We start from the raw sequence: 18,584 nt of genomic DNA, 5'->3' as shown, positions 1-18,584 counted from the left end.
TCGTGTTGTATCCACGGCAGTGATGGGTTCGCTACAGTCTCTTATCGGTCCCCACCGGCTCGACGCGCTCGGCGCGTGGGCGGTAACGGGAATTCTCATCGGGGGCGTCGGACGGTTCGCGGCCGGTGGCCACTTCGATTGGGCAGTGCTCACGGCACTCCTCGTCGCTATTGCGGTCACGGTTCCGTTTGCCACGCGGGACCTCGAAACGACGGTGCCCGCGGAGTTACTCGGACTGGTCGCGGTTCCAGTACTCGTCCGGGCGGTTGGCGGTTTCCCGCAGGTCACTCCGTTTCTCGTGATCGCCGGGGTCGCACTGTTGCTGGCCGTCGTCCTTGATGCGTGCACCTCACTGACGATGACGCCGCGGTTCGCGACGGTGTTCGTCGTCATCGTGACGATGGCCGTCGCGGGCGTCTGGGCGGTCGGTATCTATGCGGCCGACACGCTACTGGGGACCGCGTTTCTCGATGGACAGACAGAGCTGATGTGGGATCTCGTCACTGCGGCAGCCGCCGGTCTCGTCGCTGGGGTCGTGTTTGAACTGTACTTCGAGCGCTCGACCCGCATCGCCCGACTGCGCGTCTCAGGAGCTGACGCCTCGGAGTTTGACCAGCCGGACGCGTCCCTTCCTGGAAACGGCACGCACCATCGCATCGCTGCCCGTGCGCTACAGGCTGTCCTCGGTGTACTATCTGCATTCGCACTTGCGCAGGGCAATGTGACGCTGTTCGTCAACAGCGGCGGCCCGCTGGCGATAACGTTCCTGCCAGCGCTGTTCCGCCGGGAGTACGGCTACGGGATGAACACTGGTCTTGTGCTGTGGATCACGGTGGCGTCAACGCTGCACGCGGCCGGCGCGTTCGAACTGTACGGAGCGTTTGGCTGGTACGACAGTCTGACCCACGCCGTCTCGGCATCGCTCGTGGCCGGCGTGGGATACGCGATCGCACGGGCAGTCGAACGCCACTCCGGGGCGGTTGATTTCAACAGGGAGTTTCGTGCGACCTTCGTCGTCCTGTTCGTTCTCGCTGTGGGTGTCGGCTGGGAGATCCTTGAGTTCGCCAGCGGTGGCATTGCGTCGATGGTCGGCGGCGAAGCGGTCCTCGCCCAGTACGGAACGAGCGACATCGTGAACGACCTCGTGTTCAATACGATTGGCGCACTCATCGTCGCGGGCTGGAGCACCGCCCATTTCGAGGGGCTCGCAGCCCGGCTCAGCGGGCGGGTCGGGCGGCTCACCAGCAGTGAGTGAGTCCCTGCTGTGCGCTCTCCCGAAAGCGATTCTACCGTACAGACGGACCGAAACGTATGGAGCAGGCGCATCTCGGGTTCGACCGCTACTTCGAAGTCGCCATGGAGACTGCGGAGGCACAGGCTGCGGAGATGACTATCGAGCCAGGCCGGTCCGTGGGTGGGCCGGAGAACTACCACGCTGACAGCGACCAGTGGCTGTTCGTAGTCAGCGGTACCGGCACCGTCACTGTCGACGGTGATACCCACCACGTTGACGCCGGCGACCTCATTCGCATCGAGGCCGGCGAACGCCACGGCATCGAAAACGACGGACCCGAGCCCCTAGAGACGGTCAACTTCTACACGCCGCCGCGATAGCCGCCTCAGGTTTCGCTGTCGTCGACCCGAAAATGCGTTCAGCGTCAGTCAACGCCAGCTTCGGCGTCCATCGGGTCCTGAATGTCGCCGACGACCTCTTCGAGCAGGTCCGTGACCGTCACCAGCCCGACAACGTCGCCGTCCTCAAGGACGAATGCGAGTTCCTGACGCTCGGCCTGGAACTGGTCGATAGCGTCGCTGACGGTTGTGTCCGGCGACATCGTCATCGGCGGTGAGGCGACGGCTTCGAGGTCGATACGGTCAAGCAGGCCGCCGTTGCCGGCCTGCTCCTCGCGCTCGTCGACGAGCGCAGGGATGTAGACGATGCCGAGGAACTCTTCGAGCGCCTCACCGACGAGTGGGTAGCGGGTGTGTGGCGTTTCGGCGATCCGCTCGGCGTTGGTCGCATCGTCGTCGGTAGGCGACAGCGCAACGATGTCTTCCCGCGGGACCATCACCTCGTTGACTTCGCGGTCGCCGACGCGGAACGCGGAGAGGACCTCCTCGCGGCGCTCGTCGGATACGTCGCCGCGGTCCAGAACGGAGCCGAGTTCGTTTCGCAGCTCGCCCCGGGACTCGATGCTATCGACTTCTGCTTCGAGCCACGCGCCGGACATTTCGACACCGAACAGCCCGAGCGTCCACTTGGCAACGCCGTCACCGACGGCGATAATCGGCGAGATGAGCCACGCAAAGTAGTACAGCGGCGTCGCGCCGTACCGACAGACGAACTTTGCGCGCTCGACACCGAGATAGGTTGGCGTCTGCTCGCCGTGGGTGAGATGGACGAGGTTGATGAGGAGGAACGCAATAGCACCGCCGACACCGACGCCGGCCAGAACCGACGACTCGAAATAGGGCTCGAAGATGGCCGCAAGCGCCGGTTCGGCGATGATACCGACGGCGATGCTGGAGGCGGTGATGCCGACCTGACAACTGGTGAGATAGATCTCCAGATCGTCAGTCATCTCCCAGGCACGCCGGAGACCGGGTTCGTCGAACTCCGATTCGGAGTACTGTCTGGCTCGCGTCAGTGCGAACTCGATGGCGACGAAGAAGCCGTTGGCGAGGATCAGGGCGAGTCCTGCAAACAGCCTGACTGTGACTTCGACTGGTTGCATGTGCCGGCGGGGTTCACGGTCTGGCGGGGAAAAAGTGGGGATTGCCGGTCCCGCTCGCGTCGCGGCAGCACCGTCAACCGTCCTCAAGTACGCTCGAAATCGTATTCCACGCCGGTGAGGTCGGTTGAGACCGCCCAGAGCTGCTCGGCGGTTTCCTCGTCCTGTGACGCATCGTTGGACTGCTGGAACTCGGGCGAGCCGCGCATGTCGAACAGCCCGCCGGGACCGACGTACTCGCCGCCGATGACATCCTCGGCGGTGGCGGCGTACAGCATCGGCAGCGCGCCCTGTTCGGCTGATTGGGCGAAGACGGCGTTGGCAACGCCCATGGCCGCGGTTCGCAGCGTCGACCCCATCTCCCGTGGCCCGCGGAACTGGAGGTCGGTGTCAGCGTACCCAGGATGGCAGGCGACACTTAGCACGTCGTCCCAGCCGTGGTTGCCCAGCCGTCGCTGGAGTTCGTAGGCAAAGAGGAGGTTTGCGAGCTTGCTCTGACCGTAGGCTGACCACTTCCCGTAGGAGCGCTCACGCTGGAGGTCATCAAAGTCGATTTCGCCCATCTCGTGCGCGCCGCTGGACTGCGTGACGATTCGGGATTCGCTGTCAGCGGCTCCAAGCAGGTCGAGCAGGTGCCCGGTCAGGGCGAAGTGGCCCAGATGGTTGACACCGAACTGCGTCTCGAAGCCGTCGGCTGTCTCGCTCCGCGGAATCGCCATGACACCGGCGTTGTTACAGAGGATGTCGACAGCGTCGTAGTCGGCCCGGAGGCCGTCGGCGAACGACGCGACGTTCGACAGGTCGGCCAGATCACACTCTCGAACATCGAGCGTCGCGTTCGGAACGGCATCGCGAATCTCTTTGGCGGCCGACTCACCGCGTTCGACGCTCCGGCAGGCCATCACTACCGTCGCACCTCTGCGAGCGAACGCCTTCGAGCCTTCGAGTCCCAGCCCGCTGTTCGCACCAGTCACGACCACAGTTTGGTCCCTCAGCGGGGGCATATCTTCGATAGTCCAGCCTGTCATTGACGCAGATACGGGCGCGAGACACTGAAACCCATCGCCGGCGAGAGAGTGAGAGTCTTATGCCGTCGCCCCCGTGTTCCAGTGATGAGCGACGTGTCGATCACCGTCTACACGCGCGAGGACTGCCATCTCTGTGAGGAGGCCATCGAGACAATCGAGCGGGTCGCCGACGACGAGGGGGCCGCCATCGAACTGGACCTCGTTGACGTCGACGAGGACCCTGACCTCCGCGAGGAATACGGCGAACGCGTGCCCTACGTCTTCGTCGACGGGTCGCCGGCGTTCAAGTATCACGTCACCGAGCGACAGTTGCGCGAAAAACTGCAGCAGTCGGCGTAGCGGCCTCGGGCTCCCGACAGGCCGTCCGTCGCGGCTCCCACCGCAATTTATTAATTCTGGGATACGTTTCGTCGCTGATGCCCTCCAGTATCAGCAACACCGTGTTCAGCGAACCGTCCGGGCCACGGATTGCACTCATCCACTTCGCTGGTTCGCTTGTCTTCGCCGGTCTCTACGTGTCCGCGTGGAGTACCGACGGTTCTGCCGCGGCCACCTGGTTACTCGCTATGGTCGTCGGAACCGGATTAGCGGGCATTGCTGAGGCGTTGCCAAAGCACAGGCGGCAGTTGGCCGGCGTCTTGCGCTCGATCGCGACTCTCGTGTTTTTCTGTATCGTCGTTGCAGCCCTCGTCGTGCCCGGCTTCCTCGGTATCTGAGCACCACTCGCAGACCCGGGCCGTCTCGACGGCGACCACGGGTAGACCAGTGCTATCGCCCCTGCCCGACGGCTACCACGGGCTGGCCGGTGCTATCGTCCTTGCTCGACGGCACTGTGTAACGCTTCAGCCGCCGCCGCCGGGTCGTCGGCCTTCGTAATCTCGGTGATAACAGCTACACCGTCAGCCCCGGCGTCAACGACCGCAGTGGCGTTCTCGGCCGTGATGCCACCGATGCCGACAAAGGGGATGTCCACTGCCTCGGCAATTGCGGCGACGCGGTCGGTGCCAACAGCGTACTCCTCATCGTCGATGTCGTCTTTCGAGCCAGTGGCAAACACCGCGCCGACACCAAGGTAGTCTGCACCAGCCGTCGCCGCTTCCCGGGCGTCTTCGACGGTCGAGACCGAGCGCCCGATGACCGCATCGTCACCGAGGATATCCCGGGCAACAGAAACAGGGAGGTCGTCGTCGCCGAGGTGAACTCCGTCGGCGTCGATGGCCTGTGCGAGGTCGATACGGTCGTTAACGACGAACGTGACGCCGGCCTCGCGGGTCAGTTCTCGCAGTTTCTGCCCGAGTTCGTAGCGTTCGCGTGCGGTCCGGTTCTTCTCACGGAGCTGGACGACGCCGACGCCGCCCTCGATCGCCTCCGCGACGATTTCATCGGTTGTCCGGCCCGCCGAGAGCGACGCCTGCGTGACGAGATACACGTCCCAGTCGACCATAGCAAGTGTCGGAACCGATGGCCCTTGTGTGCTGTGCGTCATCCGTCTTTAGCTAAGATGAGAACCGCGTGACAGCGACGGCTTATCGAGGCTATTTTTCGAGAGGAATGAGGAGGAGAAGTCTGTGCACAACCCTCGCTCCTCAACGAGAATCATGCGTCGGCTCACTACGCTTTTTCCCTCTGAGTTCCTCGAAGAGCACGCCGAGGAACTCGGCGTGGTCGAGCGAGAAGGCAAGCTTCAGATTCCTGTCCTCGTGTGGGCGCTCGTGTTCGGCTTCGCCGCAGGCGAGAGCCGAACACTCGCTGGGTTCAGGCGCTGCTACAACGCCACAGCTGACGAACCGATCTCTTCTGGCGGCTTCTATCACCGGTTGACACCGACGCTGGCAGAGTATCTCCGCGACCTCGTCGAGCGCGGCCTCGACGAGGTCGCTGTTCCAGACGCTTTTGACGCTGATATCGACCGATTCAGGGACGTGATGATCGCTGATGGAACAGTGTTGCGGTTGCACGAATTCCTCTCTGATGAGTTCCAAGCCCGTCACGAGGAGCAGGCTGGAGCGAAGCTCCACCTGCTCCACAACGCCACCGACCAGACAATTGAACGGATCGACGTAACGGACGAGAAAACGCACGACAGCACGCTGTTCAACACAGGTTCGTGGCTACAAGGACGGCTAGTTCTGTTCGATCGAGCGTACTTCAAGTACCGCCGTTTCGCGTTGATCGACGAGAACGATGGCTACTTCGTGAGTCGGCTGAAGCAGAACGCGAATCCGGTGATAACGGCGGAATTACGGGAATGGCGCGGCCGCGCCATTCCCTTGGAGGGCAAGCAGATCCACGATGTGGTCGATGACCTCTCGCGGAAGTACATCGACGTAGAGGTCGAAGCGGAATTCAAGCGAGGGCAGTACGAGGGAACGCGGTCACTGGATACGAAGCGGTTCCGCGTCGTCGGCGTCCGCAACGAGGACGCCGACGACTACCATCTCTACATAACGAATCTGCCGAGAGAGGAGTTCCTGCCGTCAGATCTAGCGACGCTGTACCGGTGTCGATGGGAAGTAGAAACTCTGTTCCGTGAGTTGAAGACGCAGTATGAACTGGACGAATTCGACACGAACAACCCTGATGTCGTGAAAATTCTACTATACGCTGCGTTGCTGTCACTGCTGGTGAGCCGGGAGTTGTTGGATCTGGTCACCGAGCAGGCCGACGATGAGATCGTGTTTCCGCCGGAACGCTGGGCGGCGACCTTCCGGTCGCACGCCCAGCTCATCCTCCACAAACTCGGCGAGTACCTCGGTTACTCGCCACCGCCGTTGTTGGAGCGGCTAATCGAAGACGCTCAGAAGATTCATCAGCAACGGCCGATCTTACAGGAGACACTCGCTACCGCTACACAACCGAGGTGTGAGTCTTAGCTAAAGACGAATGGTGCTGTGCGTTAGGTCAGGACTCTGTTTCGGCTGTTGAACTCGACGTGTCCGCGTCGTCGGTACTGGCCTCGGAAGCGGTGAGCGCGCCGTCGCGGACGGCCATCCGAAGACCAAACTCGGCGATGTTGCCACCGTGCTCGGCTGTTCTGGCGAGGCTATCGAGGGCGCGGGTGAGCCGGTAGTCGGCGTCGCCCGATTCGAACAGCTGGCGGTCAAGGCTCGTTATCTGCTGGCGCACGGCCCGGCGCGTGGCCAGCGTCTGTCGGGCGGTATCGACACAGGCGTCGCCAATGATCACACGGACAGCGTCCTCAACGACGGTGCGAACGTCCTGAGCGATATCTTCGAGGGCTGTGACGATGGAACCGGTTGGCTGGCCGTCGAGCTGGTCGGCGATGGTGCCGATGCGTTCGGCGTGGTCAGCCACGCGTTCGAGTTCGTTCGCGGTCCCCCAAAGGGTGAACAGTTCCGGACGCGTCAGCCCGAGCGCATCGATCTCATCAAGCCGTGCCAGGCCCCGCTCGAAATAGCGGTCGATCATGGCGTGCAGTCGGTCGGCCTGCTCGTCACGGTCACCCCACCGGTCGCTGGTCGTCCCGGTTGTGAGGGCAGCCATCGCGTCCCGGTGCATCGACAGAGCGACGAACTGGAGCTGGCGAACCGACTGCCGGACCGACACCTCGCTGGCGTCGAGCAACGTCTGGACCGTCACGTGTGTTTCAGTCTCCTCGGCGATGGTTACGCCAGTCAGGTTTCGGGTGACGCGTTCGATGGCCCGGTGTTGCGCGTCGCTGTAGCCGTCGGGGAGTTCAAGAACGACGGACTCGACCCCGGCAGCGTAGGCCGCTCGCAACAACTGCTCGATTTCCGCCGGGTCGTCGTTTCCGACCTCCAGGGTGACGCGGTTCCGCGGCGTGGTCCGGGACTCGGGTGTCTGAATCACGAGTAGTCCGTCGATGTGCGTGTGGAGGTTCACCGTCGTTCCGGCCGTACAGTTCTCCGATTCGGCCCACTCTTTCGGTAGTGAAACCGTGTACGTCCCGCCGCCGACGGTCTGTATCTTTCGGGTTTCCATGCTTAGTAGATGAGTTCGGAGTCGGTTTCGACCATGTACAGCGTGCGTGCCGCGATGTTGACCGCGTGGTCGCCAACGCGTTCGAGGTCTCGAACCGTCAGCAGGAGTCGGGACACGTCATCAAGCAACTGCTCAACCGCCCAGCCGTCGTCGCCGTCGGCCTCTCGTTCGATGAGGTCCCGAGCGACAGTCTCGCTGGCCCGCTGGCAGAGCGCGTCGAGCGCGTCGTCGTCAGCCGCGATAGCGCGGCATTCCTCGACGTCTTCACGCCGATAGGCATCGATACTGCGCTCGACCATCTCAGTGGCTTCGCGGCCGATCGTGTCGACGTCGACCTCGGGAGCGAGTCGACGGTCGGCAGATTGTGCGTACGCTGCGAGGTTCGTGGCGAGGTCCGCGATGCGTTCGAGGTCGGTGATAATCTTGAACGAGGCGGCGACAAAGCGGAGGTCGGTCGCGACCGGCTGCTGGAGGGCAAAGAGGTCGATACAGTCGGCTTCGAGGGCCAGATACAGCTCGTTTATTTCGTCGTCGCCGTCGATGACGGACTGCGCCATCTCCCGGTCGACGGTCCGGAGCGCAGTGAGCGCCGCTTCGAGCCGCTCGACGACGAGGTCGCCCATCTCGACCACGTGCTCCCGGAGTTCGTCCAGCAGTTGCTGGTACGACTCGCGTGACATAGTTACCCGAACTTGCCGGTGATGTAGTCCTCGACACGCTGGCTCTCGGGGTTCTCGAAGATCTTGTCCGTGTCGTCGTACTCGACGAGTTCGCCACCGGTGAGGAACACGGCAGTCTGGTCTGAGATGCGGGCCGCCTGCTGCATATTGTGGGTGACGATGACGACGGTGTAGTCCTTCGACAGTTCCTCGACGAGGTCCTCGATTTTCGACGTTGCAATGGGGTCAAGCGCCGACGCCGGCTCGTCCATCAAGATGACCTCAGGGTCGACAGCCAGACAACGGGCAATACAGAGCCGCTGTTGCTGGCCGCCCGAGAGACCGAGCGCGTTGTCGTCGAGGCGGTCGCTGACCTCCTCCCACAGGGCAGCCTGTTTCAGTGACCGCTCGACGAGTTCGCCCTCCTGTTCCGTGTCGTCGCGGCCGAACAGACGTGCGAGCAGGCCCTTGTTGATGTCGCCGTGTTTGCGGGGACCGTAGGAGATGTTCTCCCGGATGGATTTCGGGAACGGGTTCGGCGACTGGAACACCATTCCGATACGTTTGCGCAGTTCGACGAGGTTGGCGTTAGGGTCGTAAATTTCGGTGCCCTCCAGCTCGACCGAGCCGTCGATGCGGGCGGCCTTGATGCGGTCGTTCATGCGGTTCAGGCACCGCAGATACGTCGACTTGCCACAGCCCGACGGGCCGATGAGCGCCGTGACGCTGTTTTCCGGGATCTCCATCGAGACGTCCTTGAGGGCGTGGTCGTCGCCGTACCACACGTCGAGGTTCTCGACCGAGAGCTTCGTGTCGCCGTCGAACTCGTAGTGCCGCCACTCGTCGCGGACTTGCTCCTCGCTCTCACCGGCCGTCGTCTCAGCGCTCGGCGATGTGGTTTCGACCGTCCGTTCGCCGTTCGTTTGCGTGTCCGTGCTCGGCTCCGTGTTGATGCTATCACTCATAGTTGAGTTTCCTCCGGAAGTACGTCCGCGCCGTGATACCGACCGCGTAGAACGTCAGAACAACCATCAGCAGGATAAACGCCGTCGCCCACCCCATCTGTGGCGACCCAGACACCCCGGCCGCGATAACGGCCCACACCTGCGTCGGTAGCGACGCTGAGGCCGTCAGCAAGGCGTCGTTGGCGATGAACGGCGGCCCCGATACGAAGCGGAAGCCGCCGATGACATCGACGGCAGCCGTCGCGTTCAGCGTCGACCCGAGGACGAGAATGAGCGGAGCAGTCTCGCCGGCGATGCGGCCGACGCCGAGGATGACACCGGTGATGACGCCCGGCATCGCCGCCGGCAGGACGACACTCTTGATGGTCTCCCACTGGGTCACACCCAGCGCTGCGCTGGCGTCACGATACTCGTCGGGGACGGCCTTGATCGACTCCCGCGAGGTGATAAGCACCAGCGGCAAGAGCATGAACCCAAGGACCAGCATCCCGGCCAGCAGCGACTCGTCACCGCCCAGCCGCGGGATCAGGAACGCCGCCCCGAACAGGCCGAAGACAATGCTCGGCGTGCTCCAGAGCGCGTTCGTTGCGATTTCGACGAGCGCGGTGAACCGGCCCTGCTCCGCGTATTCAGTGAGGAACACCGCTGCACCGACACCCAGCGGGACCGCGAACAGCGTCGCGCCGACGACCAGCCACACCGTGCCGATGATGGCAGGCATGATACCGCCGGGCTCGGCCCCCAGCGGGATGTAGGCCTGCATCACCATCGGCCACGAGAGGCTCCCCTCGTTGGCAATGGAGACGCCGAGAACATTGAATGACGTGCCGGTAACGGCCACGTGCAGGCCCACCAGCGCGGTGAAGCCGGCCGTGCCGACAAGTCCGAGTCGCGTCTCCTCGGTCAGGAGCCGGCGGGTGATCGTCTCTTCGCTGGACCGCTTTGCGACGGTCGTGAGCGTCGCCAGCGCGAGCGAGGCCACCGCGGCCCCGAGTGCGATTGCCGGCACGAGGTTCACCGGGCCGACCAGTGGATTGATGCCGGCGACTGGCTGGAGCAACAGCGCGGCCAGTAACAGCCCGAGTCCGCCGAACACACCCAGCGTGAACAGCGGCGCCTCGGACTGTGCGCTGTCCGCGAGCGTCGGCCCGTCGCTTGTGAGCACGCCGACAAGCGGGTAGACTGCGAGACCGCCCGCGGCGACCGACCCGGCGGCGACGGCGGCGAAGCCGAGCGTACTGCCGAGCGGCAGGCCGAACGGAGCGGGGCCGAAAACGAGGAAGAAGCCGGTGAGGACGACGAGCGCGAGAACCGCGGTCGGGACGGCCTGTCGAATCGAGCCGGCCCGCTCGGACTGTGTCCCGACCTTTCGGAGCGAACCGAACGAACGGAAGAAGGTGACTGCGAGCAGCGCCGCCGGCGCGAACAGCAGTAGCGTTCCGATTGTCGTGTCAGGGGTCACCGCGAATGCCGTATCGAGTGCCTGTCCCTGTCGGTTGACCTGAACAGTGTAGGCATAGGAGTAGCGTAGCGGGGACCCAGTGACGAGGACGCTCGCAACCGTCGCGGCAAGCGCGCCGACTGCCGCCAGTGGGAGGACGCGGAATAGCTGTCGAGCGCCGCTGTTCCAGTCATTCGTGCCCGCAGGTGTGCGAGCGAACTGGACCGCGGCGAGAAGGGCTGGCGTCAGGAGGACCAGCGCGGTCAGCGCACCGACCGAGAGCCCGTGGAAGGCGTAGCCGACGCCTTTGACGGTCACGAACACGACGATTGTCGCCATCACGGCCACCATCAGGAAGGCGTTAAGGTTGATGACGAGGAAGGCCCCGTACTCCCGGCCCCGAGCGCCGAATCCGGCCCGGCACTTGGCGGCCGACCAGGCCGACAGGAGCGTCCCGACCAGAAGGAACACGGGGATGACCGCGCCGCCGGTGAAGCCACCGGAGAGGGTCTGCGGGTTCCACTGCCAGCCGACGCCGATGGTGCCGGTTACGATTGTCAGCCCGAGCGCGCCGACCACGATGGCTGTCGGGAGCGTCGAACCGAGGTCCTCGCGAGGGAGAATTGCCAGCAGGAACAGCCCGACGCCGGCGACGACAGCCCCGACGAGCCACAGAAGTGAGCCGGCACTGGTGAGCGCACCGCCGATGGCAGCCCCCATAGCAAGGCCGACCGCGCCGAGCGCGCCGCCGGAGAGCAGCCCGGCGCTCATGTTCGGTTCCGTGTCCACGAGTTCGAGCCGGGAGGAGACACCGGCGGCAGTGATCGCCAGCGCTTCGGCCAGCAACACGGTTCCAAGCAGCGTCGCCATCGTCACGGGAAGGACCGCGGCAAGCGCGGTCAGCGCAAGCGTCGAAACGACGAGGCCCAGCCCGATGCCGCGCACTCGCTGTGAGGTGACCGGGACGACGTTGGTGTAGGAGGCGAGGCCGGTGATCCCGACCGCGCCGACGACGACAGCAAGTAGCGTCCCGAGCGCCGTGGTGAGGGCACTGCCACTGGCACCGGGCGGGACCAGATTCACCAGCGTGATGAGTCCGAGCGTGAAGCCGACGACGCTCAGTGCGATCGCCGTATCCAGTCCCCGGTCGTAGCTGTTCGAGTCCGCACTGACGAGTCGGTCCGTAGTCGCGTAGGCGTCACTCATTGTTGCCCCTTCAGTTTCCGCTGCATACGCCGCTCGATGTACTGCGAGACGATGCTCATCCCGGCGACGATGACGAACAGCATGACGCCGGCGACGAACAGCACGTCGACGGTGCTCTCGGATGCGCTCCCGTACTGGGTCGCGATCAGGCTGGTCAGCGTCGCGTTCGCGTCGAAGATGTCGAACAGTGGGTCGGCGAACTGTGTCCCCGAGGCCATGATCGCGGCGACGGCCATCGTCTCGCCGATGGCTCGACCCAGGCCGAGAATGACGGCCGCGGAGATGCCCGAGAACGCCGCCGGGATGGAGATGCTCTTCATCGTCTGCCACTCGGTCGCGCCCATGGCGACGGAGCCGTCACCCATCGACTGGGGGACACTGGAGAGAGCGTCCTCGCCGACGGAGACGACTGTCGGGAGCGCCATCACGCCCACGACGATCCCCGCGATGAGGAAGCTCGCCCCGTCATCGAGGAAGTTCGTCTGAATGAAGCCGTTCAGCACCTGAAAGCCGATGAACCCGTAGACGATGGAGGGGATGCCGGCCAGAATCTCCACGCCGGGCTTGATCAGTTCCCGCAGGCGGTCGCTGGCGACCTCGGCGATGAACAGCGCGCCGAACAGGCCAAGCGGCCCCGCAACCGCACCCGCGATGATGGTTACGACCACTGTCGCCCATATCATCGGTATCAGCGAGTACGCCCCGCTAAGGGGGTTCCAGTAGGTCGAGTCCGACGGCAGCACGGATTCGAGCCAGAAGAACCAGCGAGCGTCCCCGCCCTGTTCCGGGATCAACAGCAGTCCAAGTCCACGTTCGAGAAACGCTGGCAGTGCGCTTGCGAACAGGAAGAACGTGATGAACGCGACGGTCAACACCGTTAGCACCGTCGCAACCAGCGTGAGTAGGCGTGCAACCTCAGCCTGATAGGTGACCCAGCCGACCGCCGTGACAAACACGAATGCCAGCAGCATGGGCAACGCCAGCGCCGGCCGAAACAGGAAGACAAGAATCGTCGCCACCAGCGTCGTCGCTATCGTGACGACGGCGAGCGTCGACCCGTCGACTCTGTCCCCGCCCGACACCGCCTCGCCCTCCGTTGTAGGTATATCCTCTGTCATAGTATGGAAAATCGACCGACACGGCCGATAACTGTCAGATGTGGTCCGAGCCGTGGGCGATTACACCTGGTCGGGGAGCTTGGCGCGCTCTTCCTCGCGACGGCGTGCGCCGAGCTTGAAGTAGTTGTTCGGCGCGACGAAGGTGTCCTGACCGAAGTCAGACAGGATCATGTTGATGACCGCGGCCTCTTTCTTCGAGGTGCCTTCCCACGTGTACATGTGGAGGTCACGCGAGAGGGGGTAGGCCTTCGAGTCGAGGCCGTTCTGGTCGTCCTGATAGCTGTAGGTCGTCCCTTCCCACTCCAGCGCGATGGGAGCCAGCCCGTCAGTGTCGATGAACGCCAGCGCGAGGTAGCTGATGGCGTTGTCGGCCTGTGCGACAGCCTGCGCGAGGCGCTGGTTCTGACCGTAGCGGTTGGCAACAGAGGTGTCCTCCTCTGGGTTGCCGAAGACGTTGGAGACGAAGGAGGTTCGCGTCCCGGAGCCCTTGACACGGCCCAGCACCTGAATCTCGCGGTCCGGGCCGCCGAGTTCGCTCCAGTTGGTGAGTTCACCTTTGTAGAGGCTTTTGAGCTGGTCGCCGGTGATCTGCTCGACGCCGGCATCGGCGATCTCCTGGGAGACGACCAGTGGCTGGCCGTCCACACCGACGACGTGGTCGATGAATTGGTCGTAGGAGTCACGGTCCGGAAGTTCGTCCTCAACGTTCCCGGAGGAGTTCCCGATGTCGTTCTGGCCGTTCATGACCTTCTCGACGCCGGTCCCAGAGTGAGAGAGGCCAACAGTGAACTGGAACGGCGGCCCGTCCTCGCCGCCGGCCTCGAACCCGTAGAGACCGCCCCAGTAGTCCGCGAGGTTCTTTCCCGTGTCGATATCGTACTCGCCGTGTGGCCAGTACTCGCTGTCGCTGGCCGGCCGGTTTGCGTTCCAGTACGAGGCCGCGGTGTTGGCGATAGGGTACACCGTCGAGGAGCCACCGGATTCGAGTGCGGTGGTACCGCCGGAGCTACCGCCCTCGTCGGTGCTTTCGGTCGCTTCCATCTCCGTCGACACCGCTTCGGTGTCCGCACTCTCGCCGGAGCTCCCGTCCGACTCGGAGTCGCCGCTGCCGCTGGAACAACCGGCGATCGCAGCGATACTGGTCGCACCTGTCGTTGCGATAAATTTCCGCCGCGATACGAACTCTGACAGCCCGTTTGAGTCGTGCGCCATCAACAGAAGCCAACAGGACAGCTAATAAGTAATCTGCTAAGATAGCTATATCTATTGGGTTACTACTATATAGAATTAGTATGACAAACACTCGCAAACAGGTGTGAATATAATAGCTTATTCGTCTGATTTGGGCCTCCAAGTACCCAAATACGTCGAATATGAAGGATAATTATGTATCTCGGCGTGTTAGCCGTCTTCGCCGCCACTGCCAGCAAAAATTGCCGAAGAGTCGGCGTCCAGCCGGCGAATATGTCCCCAAATATTAGAACTCCAATACAGTATATAGATATGAGTGGATTTATATCATCGCATGAACGAGTGTCAGTCACATGGAGACACGCAAGGTCCAGGTGACGGGCGGGTCGACATACACCGTCTCACTACCCAAAGAGTGGGCGACAGAAAACGACGTGAGCGCGGGCAGCGTCGTCGAATTCCACGCTGAGCGGGACCTGCTGCTGCTCGCTCCACAGCGGGACAACGGCCGCGTAGAAGGGAGTCTCGACGTGGAGGGACTCGAAAACAGGCACGAACTCACGCGAGCGGTGATGACGATGTACGTCAGTGGCTTCGACATCATCCAGCTCGAAGCGACTCGGATAACGGCCGAACAGCGACGCATCATCCGTGATGCGACACAGGGGCTGGTCGGTCTGGAGATGATTGAGGAAACGACCGACCGGGTCGTCCTGCAGGACCTGCTGGATTCCTCGGAGCTGTCTGTCCACAACGCGATCACGCGTATGCGGCTGGTCTCGTTGACAATGCTCTCCGACGCTGTCGAAGCGCTCATCGAGGACGACGACGACCTCGCGGCGGACGTGATGCAACGCGACGACGACGTGGACCGCCTCTGGTACATGGTTTCGCGCGTGTTCCGCACCGTCCTCCGAAACCCAACGGCAGCTAACGAGATCGGCTTCCCGCGCGAGACCGTCTTCGACTTCCAGTCCAGCGCCCGCCAGCTAGAGCGTATTGCCGACCACGCGACGAAGATCGCCAGCCTCTCCCAGGAAATCGGGGAGATCACCGGCGAAACAGCCGAGCTTCTCGATCAGCTGGAAGCCGAGGCCATTGCAGTCCCCGAGACTGCGATGGACGCCCTGTTGACCGAAGACTCCGACGAGGCCGTCGAACTGGCAAACGGAGCCCGTAGCCAGATCCCCGATGTCGACGAGACTGCCCGCGAAGTCGATGGCCAGATCCGCGAGTTCGACCCACAGAGCGCTCAGGTTCTGGGCCTAATCGTCGACTCCCTGTCCCGGACCGCCGACTACGGCGGCAACATTGCCGAAAGCGCCCTCCAGAAGGCCGCGCCTCGACCGCAGTCCTGACCACCCGGCACGGCAAAAACTAGAGAGCCGTCCTGCGACCTTAGCTTGTCGAAACGATACAGTGACGACGATGCCGCCTGATCGTATCGAGGCACGTGACGGTGTCAACAAGCGCCGGGCACGTCACCGGACAGCCGTCGTAGAGATATCGAACGAGACTGGTCCCGTCAACACCGGAGAGAGCGGCGGCTGACCGGCTGTGGAGTTGCTGTTGGCGGGTCGCTGCCGCCGCCTCACAGTTAGCTTCAATTTCAGCAAGCTGGTCGTCGATGGTGTCGAGCCGCGCCGGGTCGGTTGTGCGGCGTGCGTTCGCACCGAGTGCAGCTGCACGGCGTTCGCAGTCATCAAGCGTCGCTTGCACCGACTGTAATGACTCCCGTTCGCGTTCGAGCGCCGGGAGCAACATTTCACGTTCGTCGCGCGCCCCCTCGCTTGCAGTCAACAGTGCCTCGTACAACTGCGCCGTCAAGCGCGTTCCCGTGGCGATCTGCGTGCCGAGTTCCGGGCCGAACTCCATCGACATATTCGCTTCTAGCGAGTCGTCGTACTCGGCTTCGAAATGTGGTACAGCCATGACCGTCTCGCGGTAGGCTTCCCGGACAGCACGCAGGCTGGTATCGGGTTTCGGCTGCCGGGCACTGAATGCCGACATCCCACCCCCGGAGGTGTCAACGGTACCCGCGGATTGGGCCGTCGGCTCAATAGATACCATCTGGGTCCGAAAACGTCTGAGCGCCGCCAGTTCAGCCTCGATGCAGTCGGTCTCTCGCTGAACGACAGCGAGCGCCTGCTCGATCCGCGGCTGGCTTGTCTCGGTGGTAGACACGGACACTCAGCCGGAGTGTTTGCTGTCGTCGTATAGGTATTTTATATGTTCGCTATATAGACCGTCGTACCGCTACCGTCGGAATCCACAGTGGTGTGATTCGCTCCGAGCAGCAATGTCCCTGCCAGCGACAGGTACTGTCAGCCCGGTCCGTCCATGTCGTCCGCAACGGATGCACTTTTCCCGAGTGGGGAACTACGACCTGCTGGTGGCGATGACGAGATGTTACCCCCGCTGAGCCCCTTGTGACGATGGACTTTTCCTGAGCCACCATTTCAACTCCGAACAGCGACTAAAACGGTGCAGCAGGGCCTTCGTCGGAATCTCTGTCAGCAGCTGCAGTGTCTGCCGGCGTCTCCTCATCTTCGGCACGCTCCAGCGGGCCGTCCCAGCCGTTCAGCCCGGGTTCGAAGCTTACTACGTCGCCATCAAACCCTTCGTACGACGCGATGAGCCGGGCGGCCTGCACACTGGACTTTCCTTTCGGGCACACTGTCACGACCTCGTCGTCGCCTTCGAACCGTTCGACTTCATCGACGAGCGACGGGAACGGGACGTTCTCGCTCTCGGGGATGTGGCCTCGCTCGAACGCGCCGGGTGAGCGGATATCGACTACCCGGACCGTCTCCTCGTCGAGTTTCGACCGTAGCTCGTCGGCGTCGATTTCGCCGTCCATACCCAGCCGCTAGCGGGCGATACCTAAACCTTCACCGGCTACAGCAATCCATCAGCCTGTGCCAGCAGGATGCCTTCGATGGTCGCGTCGTTAGCTGGCTCGCGACGGGCGACCGCCAGTGCCTCGTCGATGGGAACTGTCGTCACCGAGAGGAACTCGTTGTCGTCAAGTTCCCGGTCGACCGGTTCGAGGCCCTCAGCGAAGACGATGCCACGGCGGTGCCGGAGCACGCCGGTCGAACACGAGAACTCTTCGATAAGTGAAACGCCGGCGGCCTCGAAGCCGGTCTCCTCGCGGAGTTCGCGCGCACCGGCGGCCGTGTAGGATTCGTCGTCCTCGACGATGCCGGCCGGGAGTTCGAGGCACTGCTCACGAATGGTCGGGCGATACTGGTCGACCATGACGAGTTCGTCGCCGGTCGTGGCGACCACGACGGCCGCATCAGGGAGTTCGGCCCAGTAGTAGTCCTTCTCGGAGCCGTCGGGCTGGCGAACTCGGTCGTAACCGCCGGTGTACCAGCCGGTCTCGTACTCGCGTTGGCTCTCGACGATTGGCCACTCGTGGTCCGGTTCGCGGGTCATACGTCCTGTCGGACCGCGACGTGGTAAAACGTGCCGTTGTGCCGGACGACGACGCCGTCGTCGGTTACAGCCCCGTCGTACTGCTGGCTAAGCGCGTCTCGCTCGTCGAACGGCGAATGAGTGAACGCACCCTTGAACCCGAGCGGCCCGCGCCAGTACGGCTCGGATTGCCCGGTCGCCGACGGAGATGCGTCGGCCAGCGCCTCGCTCGTGTACGGGAAGCGTCGCTCAGACTGGCTGCTCCAGTTGATTGCCGTGCCGTTGTCGACGCTGTACTCGCCGTCGGTCGGCGTAGCAACGGCGTAGTAAGGGTCCCCGCTCTTGAGGAGGCCCGGCAGCGCACCCAGCGCCAGCAACAGCACGACGACGGCGATGATACCGAGCAGGGTGTTCCGTGTGACCGGGCGCATCAGATGACCTCGCGGTAGATGCGGCCGAAGGCCTGGCGACGGAGCGTCCCGACAGCAGCGCGACGTTCGTCCTGAAACGTCGCCGCGACGGCCTGCTCCGCGAAGGGCGCGGCGTGCCAGACAACGTTGTCAACGGTCTCCGCGCCGACTAGCGTCACCTCACAGTCGGTGTCTTCGCGCCACTCTTCGAACTCCGCCATCGAGCCGACCTGAACCGCGAGCGATTCTGCGAACAGCACGTCGCGAGCGGTTTCGACGACCTCGCTGGTGACTCGCTCCTCGTAGGTCTCCGGGTCGAGACCCATCGCCTTCGCGACTTCCTTGACAACGACCTGCGCCGTCGGCCCGAACGCGTCGTAGCGCTCGCGGGCCTCGGCTGCCGATACCGGCGCGAACTGCCCCTCAGTGTCCATACGTCCTGTTGCTGCCG

20 protein-coding genes are annotated in these 18,584 nt (G+C 63.4%); 6 read left to right on the top strand and 14 right to left on the bottom strand.

All coding sequences use genetic code 11. From position 1 onward, the window contains the following. Positions 1-22 precede the first annotated feature (22 nt). Together BDK61_RS04765 and BDK61_RS04760 are read left to right on the top strand one after the other, a co-directional pair. Positions 23-1,255 (top strand): hypothetical protein, encoded by a 1,233-nt coding sequence (locus tag BDK61_RS04765; RefSeq protein WP_121302443.1) that lies wholly within the window; start codon positions 23-25, stop codon positions 1,253-1,255. Positions 1,256-1,311: 56 nt separating this feature from the next. Continuing rightward, positions 1,312-1,614: a cupin domain-containing protein gene (locus BDK61_RS04760; protein ID WP_004958563.1), complete on the top strand. Its 303-nt coding sequence runs from the start codon at positions 1,312-1,314 to the stop codon at positions 1,612-1,614. Positions 1,615-1,658: 44 nt separating this feature from the next. On the opposite strand, the gene BDK61_RS04755 is transcribed toward BDK61_RS04760, so the two are convergent. Continuing rightward, positions 1,659-2,735 carry a hemolysin family protein gene (locus BDK61_RS04755; RefSeq protein ID WP_121302442.1) on the bottom strand — a complete coding sequence of 359 codons (1,077 nt, stop codon included), beginning with the start codon at positions 2,733-2,735 and terminating at the stop codon, positions 1,659-1,661. Between the two features lie 83 nt (positions 2,736-2,818). Beyond that, positions 2,819-3,760, bottom strand: a complete 942-nt coding sequence (locus BDK61_RS04750; RefSeq protein ID WP_004958569.1) for an oxidoreductase — start codon at positions 3,758-3,760, stop codon at positions 2,819-2,821. 84 nt (positions 3,761-3,844) lie between these two features. Between BDK61_RS04750 and BDK61_RS04745 the strand changes: the two genes are divergently transcribed. Together BDK61_RS04745 and BDK61_RS04740 are read left to right on the top strand one after the other, a co-directional pair. Further along, a complete protein-coding gene (locus BDK61_RS04745) occupies positions 3,845-4,099 on the top strand; it encodes a glutaredoxin family protein (protein ID WP_004958572.1) in 255 nt (84 codons plus the stop codon). 77 nt (positions 4,100-4,176) lie between these two features. Further along, positions 4,177-4,476 (top strand): hypothetical protein, encoded by a 300-nt coding sequence (locus tag BDK61_RS04740; RefSeq protein ID WP_121302441.1) that lies wholly within the window; start codon positions 4,177-4,179, stop codon positions 4,474-4,476. Positions 4,477-4,568: 92 nt separating this feature from the next. Here the strand turns inward: BDK61_RS04740 and thiE are convergent, their stop codons facing one another. Beyond that, positions 4,569-5,204, bottom strand: a complete 636-nt coding sequence (gene thiE / locus BDK61_RS04735; RefSeq protein ID WP_121302440.1) for a thiamine phosphate synthase — start codon at positions 5,202-5,204, stop codon at positions 4,569-4,571. A gap of 154 nt (positions 5,205-5,358) precedes the next feature. Here thiE and BDK61_RS04730 point away from each other — a divergent pair, with 154 nt between their 5' ends. Next, positions 5,359-6,633: an IS4-like element ISHma1 family transposase gene (locus tag BDK61_RS04730; RefSeq protein WP_121302325.1), complete on the top strand. Its 1,275-nt coding sequence runs from the start codon at positions 5,359-5,361 to the stop codon at positions 6,631-6,633. Positions 6,634-6,661: 28 nt separating this feature from the next. On the opposite strand, the gene BDK61_RS04725 is transcribed toward BDK61_RS04730, so the two are convergent. From BDK61_RS04725 to BDK61_RS04700, 6 genes are read right to left on the bottom strand one after another with little or no spacing between them, the layout of a single operon-like run. After that, complete coding sequence (locus BDK61_RS04725) at positions 6,662-7,723, bottom strand: phosphate uptake regulator PhoU (RefSeq protein ID WP_121302439.1); 1,062 nt, start codon at positions 7,721-7,723, stop codon at positions 6,662-6,664. A 2-nt stretch (positions 7,724-7,725) separates the two neighbouring features. Continuing rightward, positions 7,726-8,403 carry a phosphate signaling complex protein PhoU gene (gene phoU / locus BDK61_RS04720; RefSeq protein ID WP_121302438.1) on the bottom strand — a complete coding sequence of 226 codons (678 nt, stop codon included), beginning with the start codon at positions 8,401-8,403 and terminating at the stop codon, positions 7,726-7,728. A gap of 2 nt (positions 8,404-8,405) precedes the next feature. Continuing rightward, entirely contained in the window at positions 8,406-9,347 is a 942-nt protein-coding gene (gene pstB / locus BDK61_RS04715; RefSeq protein ID WP_004958581.1) for a phosphate ABC transporter ATP-binding protein PstB, read from the bottom strand. Continuing rightward, complete coding sequence (gene pstA / locus BDK61_RS04710; protein ID WP_121302437.1) at positions 9,340-11,994, bottom strand: phosphate ABC transporter permease PstA; 2,655 nt, start codon at positions 11,992-11,994, stop codon at positions 9,340-9,342. Before pstA ends, pstB begins: the two co-directional genes overlap by 8 nt. Continuing rightward, positions 11,991-13,112, bottom strand: coding sequence for a phosphate ABC transporter permease subunit PstC (gene pstC / locus BDK61_RS04705; RefSeq protein ID WP_121302436.1), 1,122 nt, complete (start codon positions 13,110-13,112; stop codon positions 11,991-11,993). The genes pstA and pstC overlap by 4 nt, the downstream gene beginning before the upstream one ends. Positions 13,113-13,172: 60 nt before the next feature. Further along, complete coding sequence (locus tag BDK61_RS04700; protein ID WP_121302435.1) at positions 13,173-14,324, bottom strand: substrate-binding domain-containing protein; 1,152 nt, start codon at positions 14,322-14,324, stop codon at positions 13,173-13,175. Positions 14,325-14,656: 332 nt separating this feature from the next. Here BDK61_RS04700 and BDK61_RS04695 point away from each other — a divergent pair, with 332 nt between their 5' ends. Further along, positions 14,657-15,661, top strand: coding sequence for a phosphate uptake regulator PhoU (locus BDK61_RS04695; RefSeq protein WP_004958590.1), 1,005 nt, complete (start codon positions 14,657-14,659; stop codon positions 15,659-15,661). A 40-nt stretch (positions 15,662-15,701) separates the two neighbouring features. On the opposite strand, the gene BDK61_RS04690 is transcribed toward BDK61_RS04695, so the two are convergent. The 5 genes from BDK61_RS04690 to BDK61_RS04670 form a co-directional block, all read right to left on the bottom strand. After that, positions 15,702-16,487: a DUF7260 family protein gene (locus tag BDK61_RS04690; RefSeq protein WP_121303895.1), complete on the bottom strand. Its 786-nt coding sequence runs from the start codon at positions 16,485-16,487 to the stop codon at positions 15,702-15,704. A gap of 292 nt (positions 16,488-16,779) precedes the next feature. Then, positions 16,780-17,163, bottom strand: coding sequence for a rhodanese-like domain-containing protein (locus BDK61_RS04685; protein WP_004958620.1), 384 nt, complete (start codon positions 17,161-17,163; stop codon positions 16,780-16,782). A 38-nt stretch (positions 17,164-17,201) separates the two neighbouring features. After that, positions 17,202-17,744, bottom strand: coding sequence for an NUDIX hydrolase (locus tag BDK61_RS04680; RefSeq protein ID WP_121302434.1), 543 nt, complete (start codon positions 17,742-17,744; stop codon positions 17,202-17,204). After that, entirely contained in the window at positions 17,741-18,154 is a 414-nt protein-coding gene (locus BDK61_RS04675; protein WP_007189288.1) for a hypothetical protein, read from the bottom strand. Before BDK61_RS04675 ends, BDK61_RS04680 begins: the two co-directional genes overlap by 4 nt. After that, positions 18,154-18,567, bottom strand: coding sequence for a DUF5809 family protein (locus BDK61_RS04670; RefSeq protein ID WP_121302433.1), 414 nt, complete (start codon positions 18,565-18,567; stop codon positions 18,154-18,156). The genes BDK61_RS04675 and BDK61_RS04670 overlap by 1 nt, the downstream gene beginning before the upstream one ends. Positions 18,568-18,584: the final 17 nt, after the last annotated feature.

It is taken from the genome of Haloarcula quadrata (assembly GCF_003634715.1).
Lineage (GTDB): Archaea > Halobacteriota > Halobacteria > Halobacteriales > Haloarculaceae > Haloarcula > Haloarcula marismortui.
Note: the sequence above shows the minus strand (reverse complement) of the source record. Positions and strands in the feature narration are given on the sequence as shown.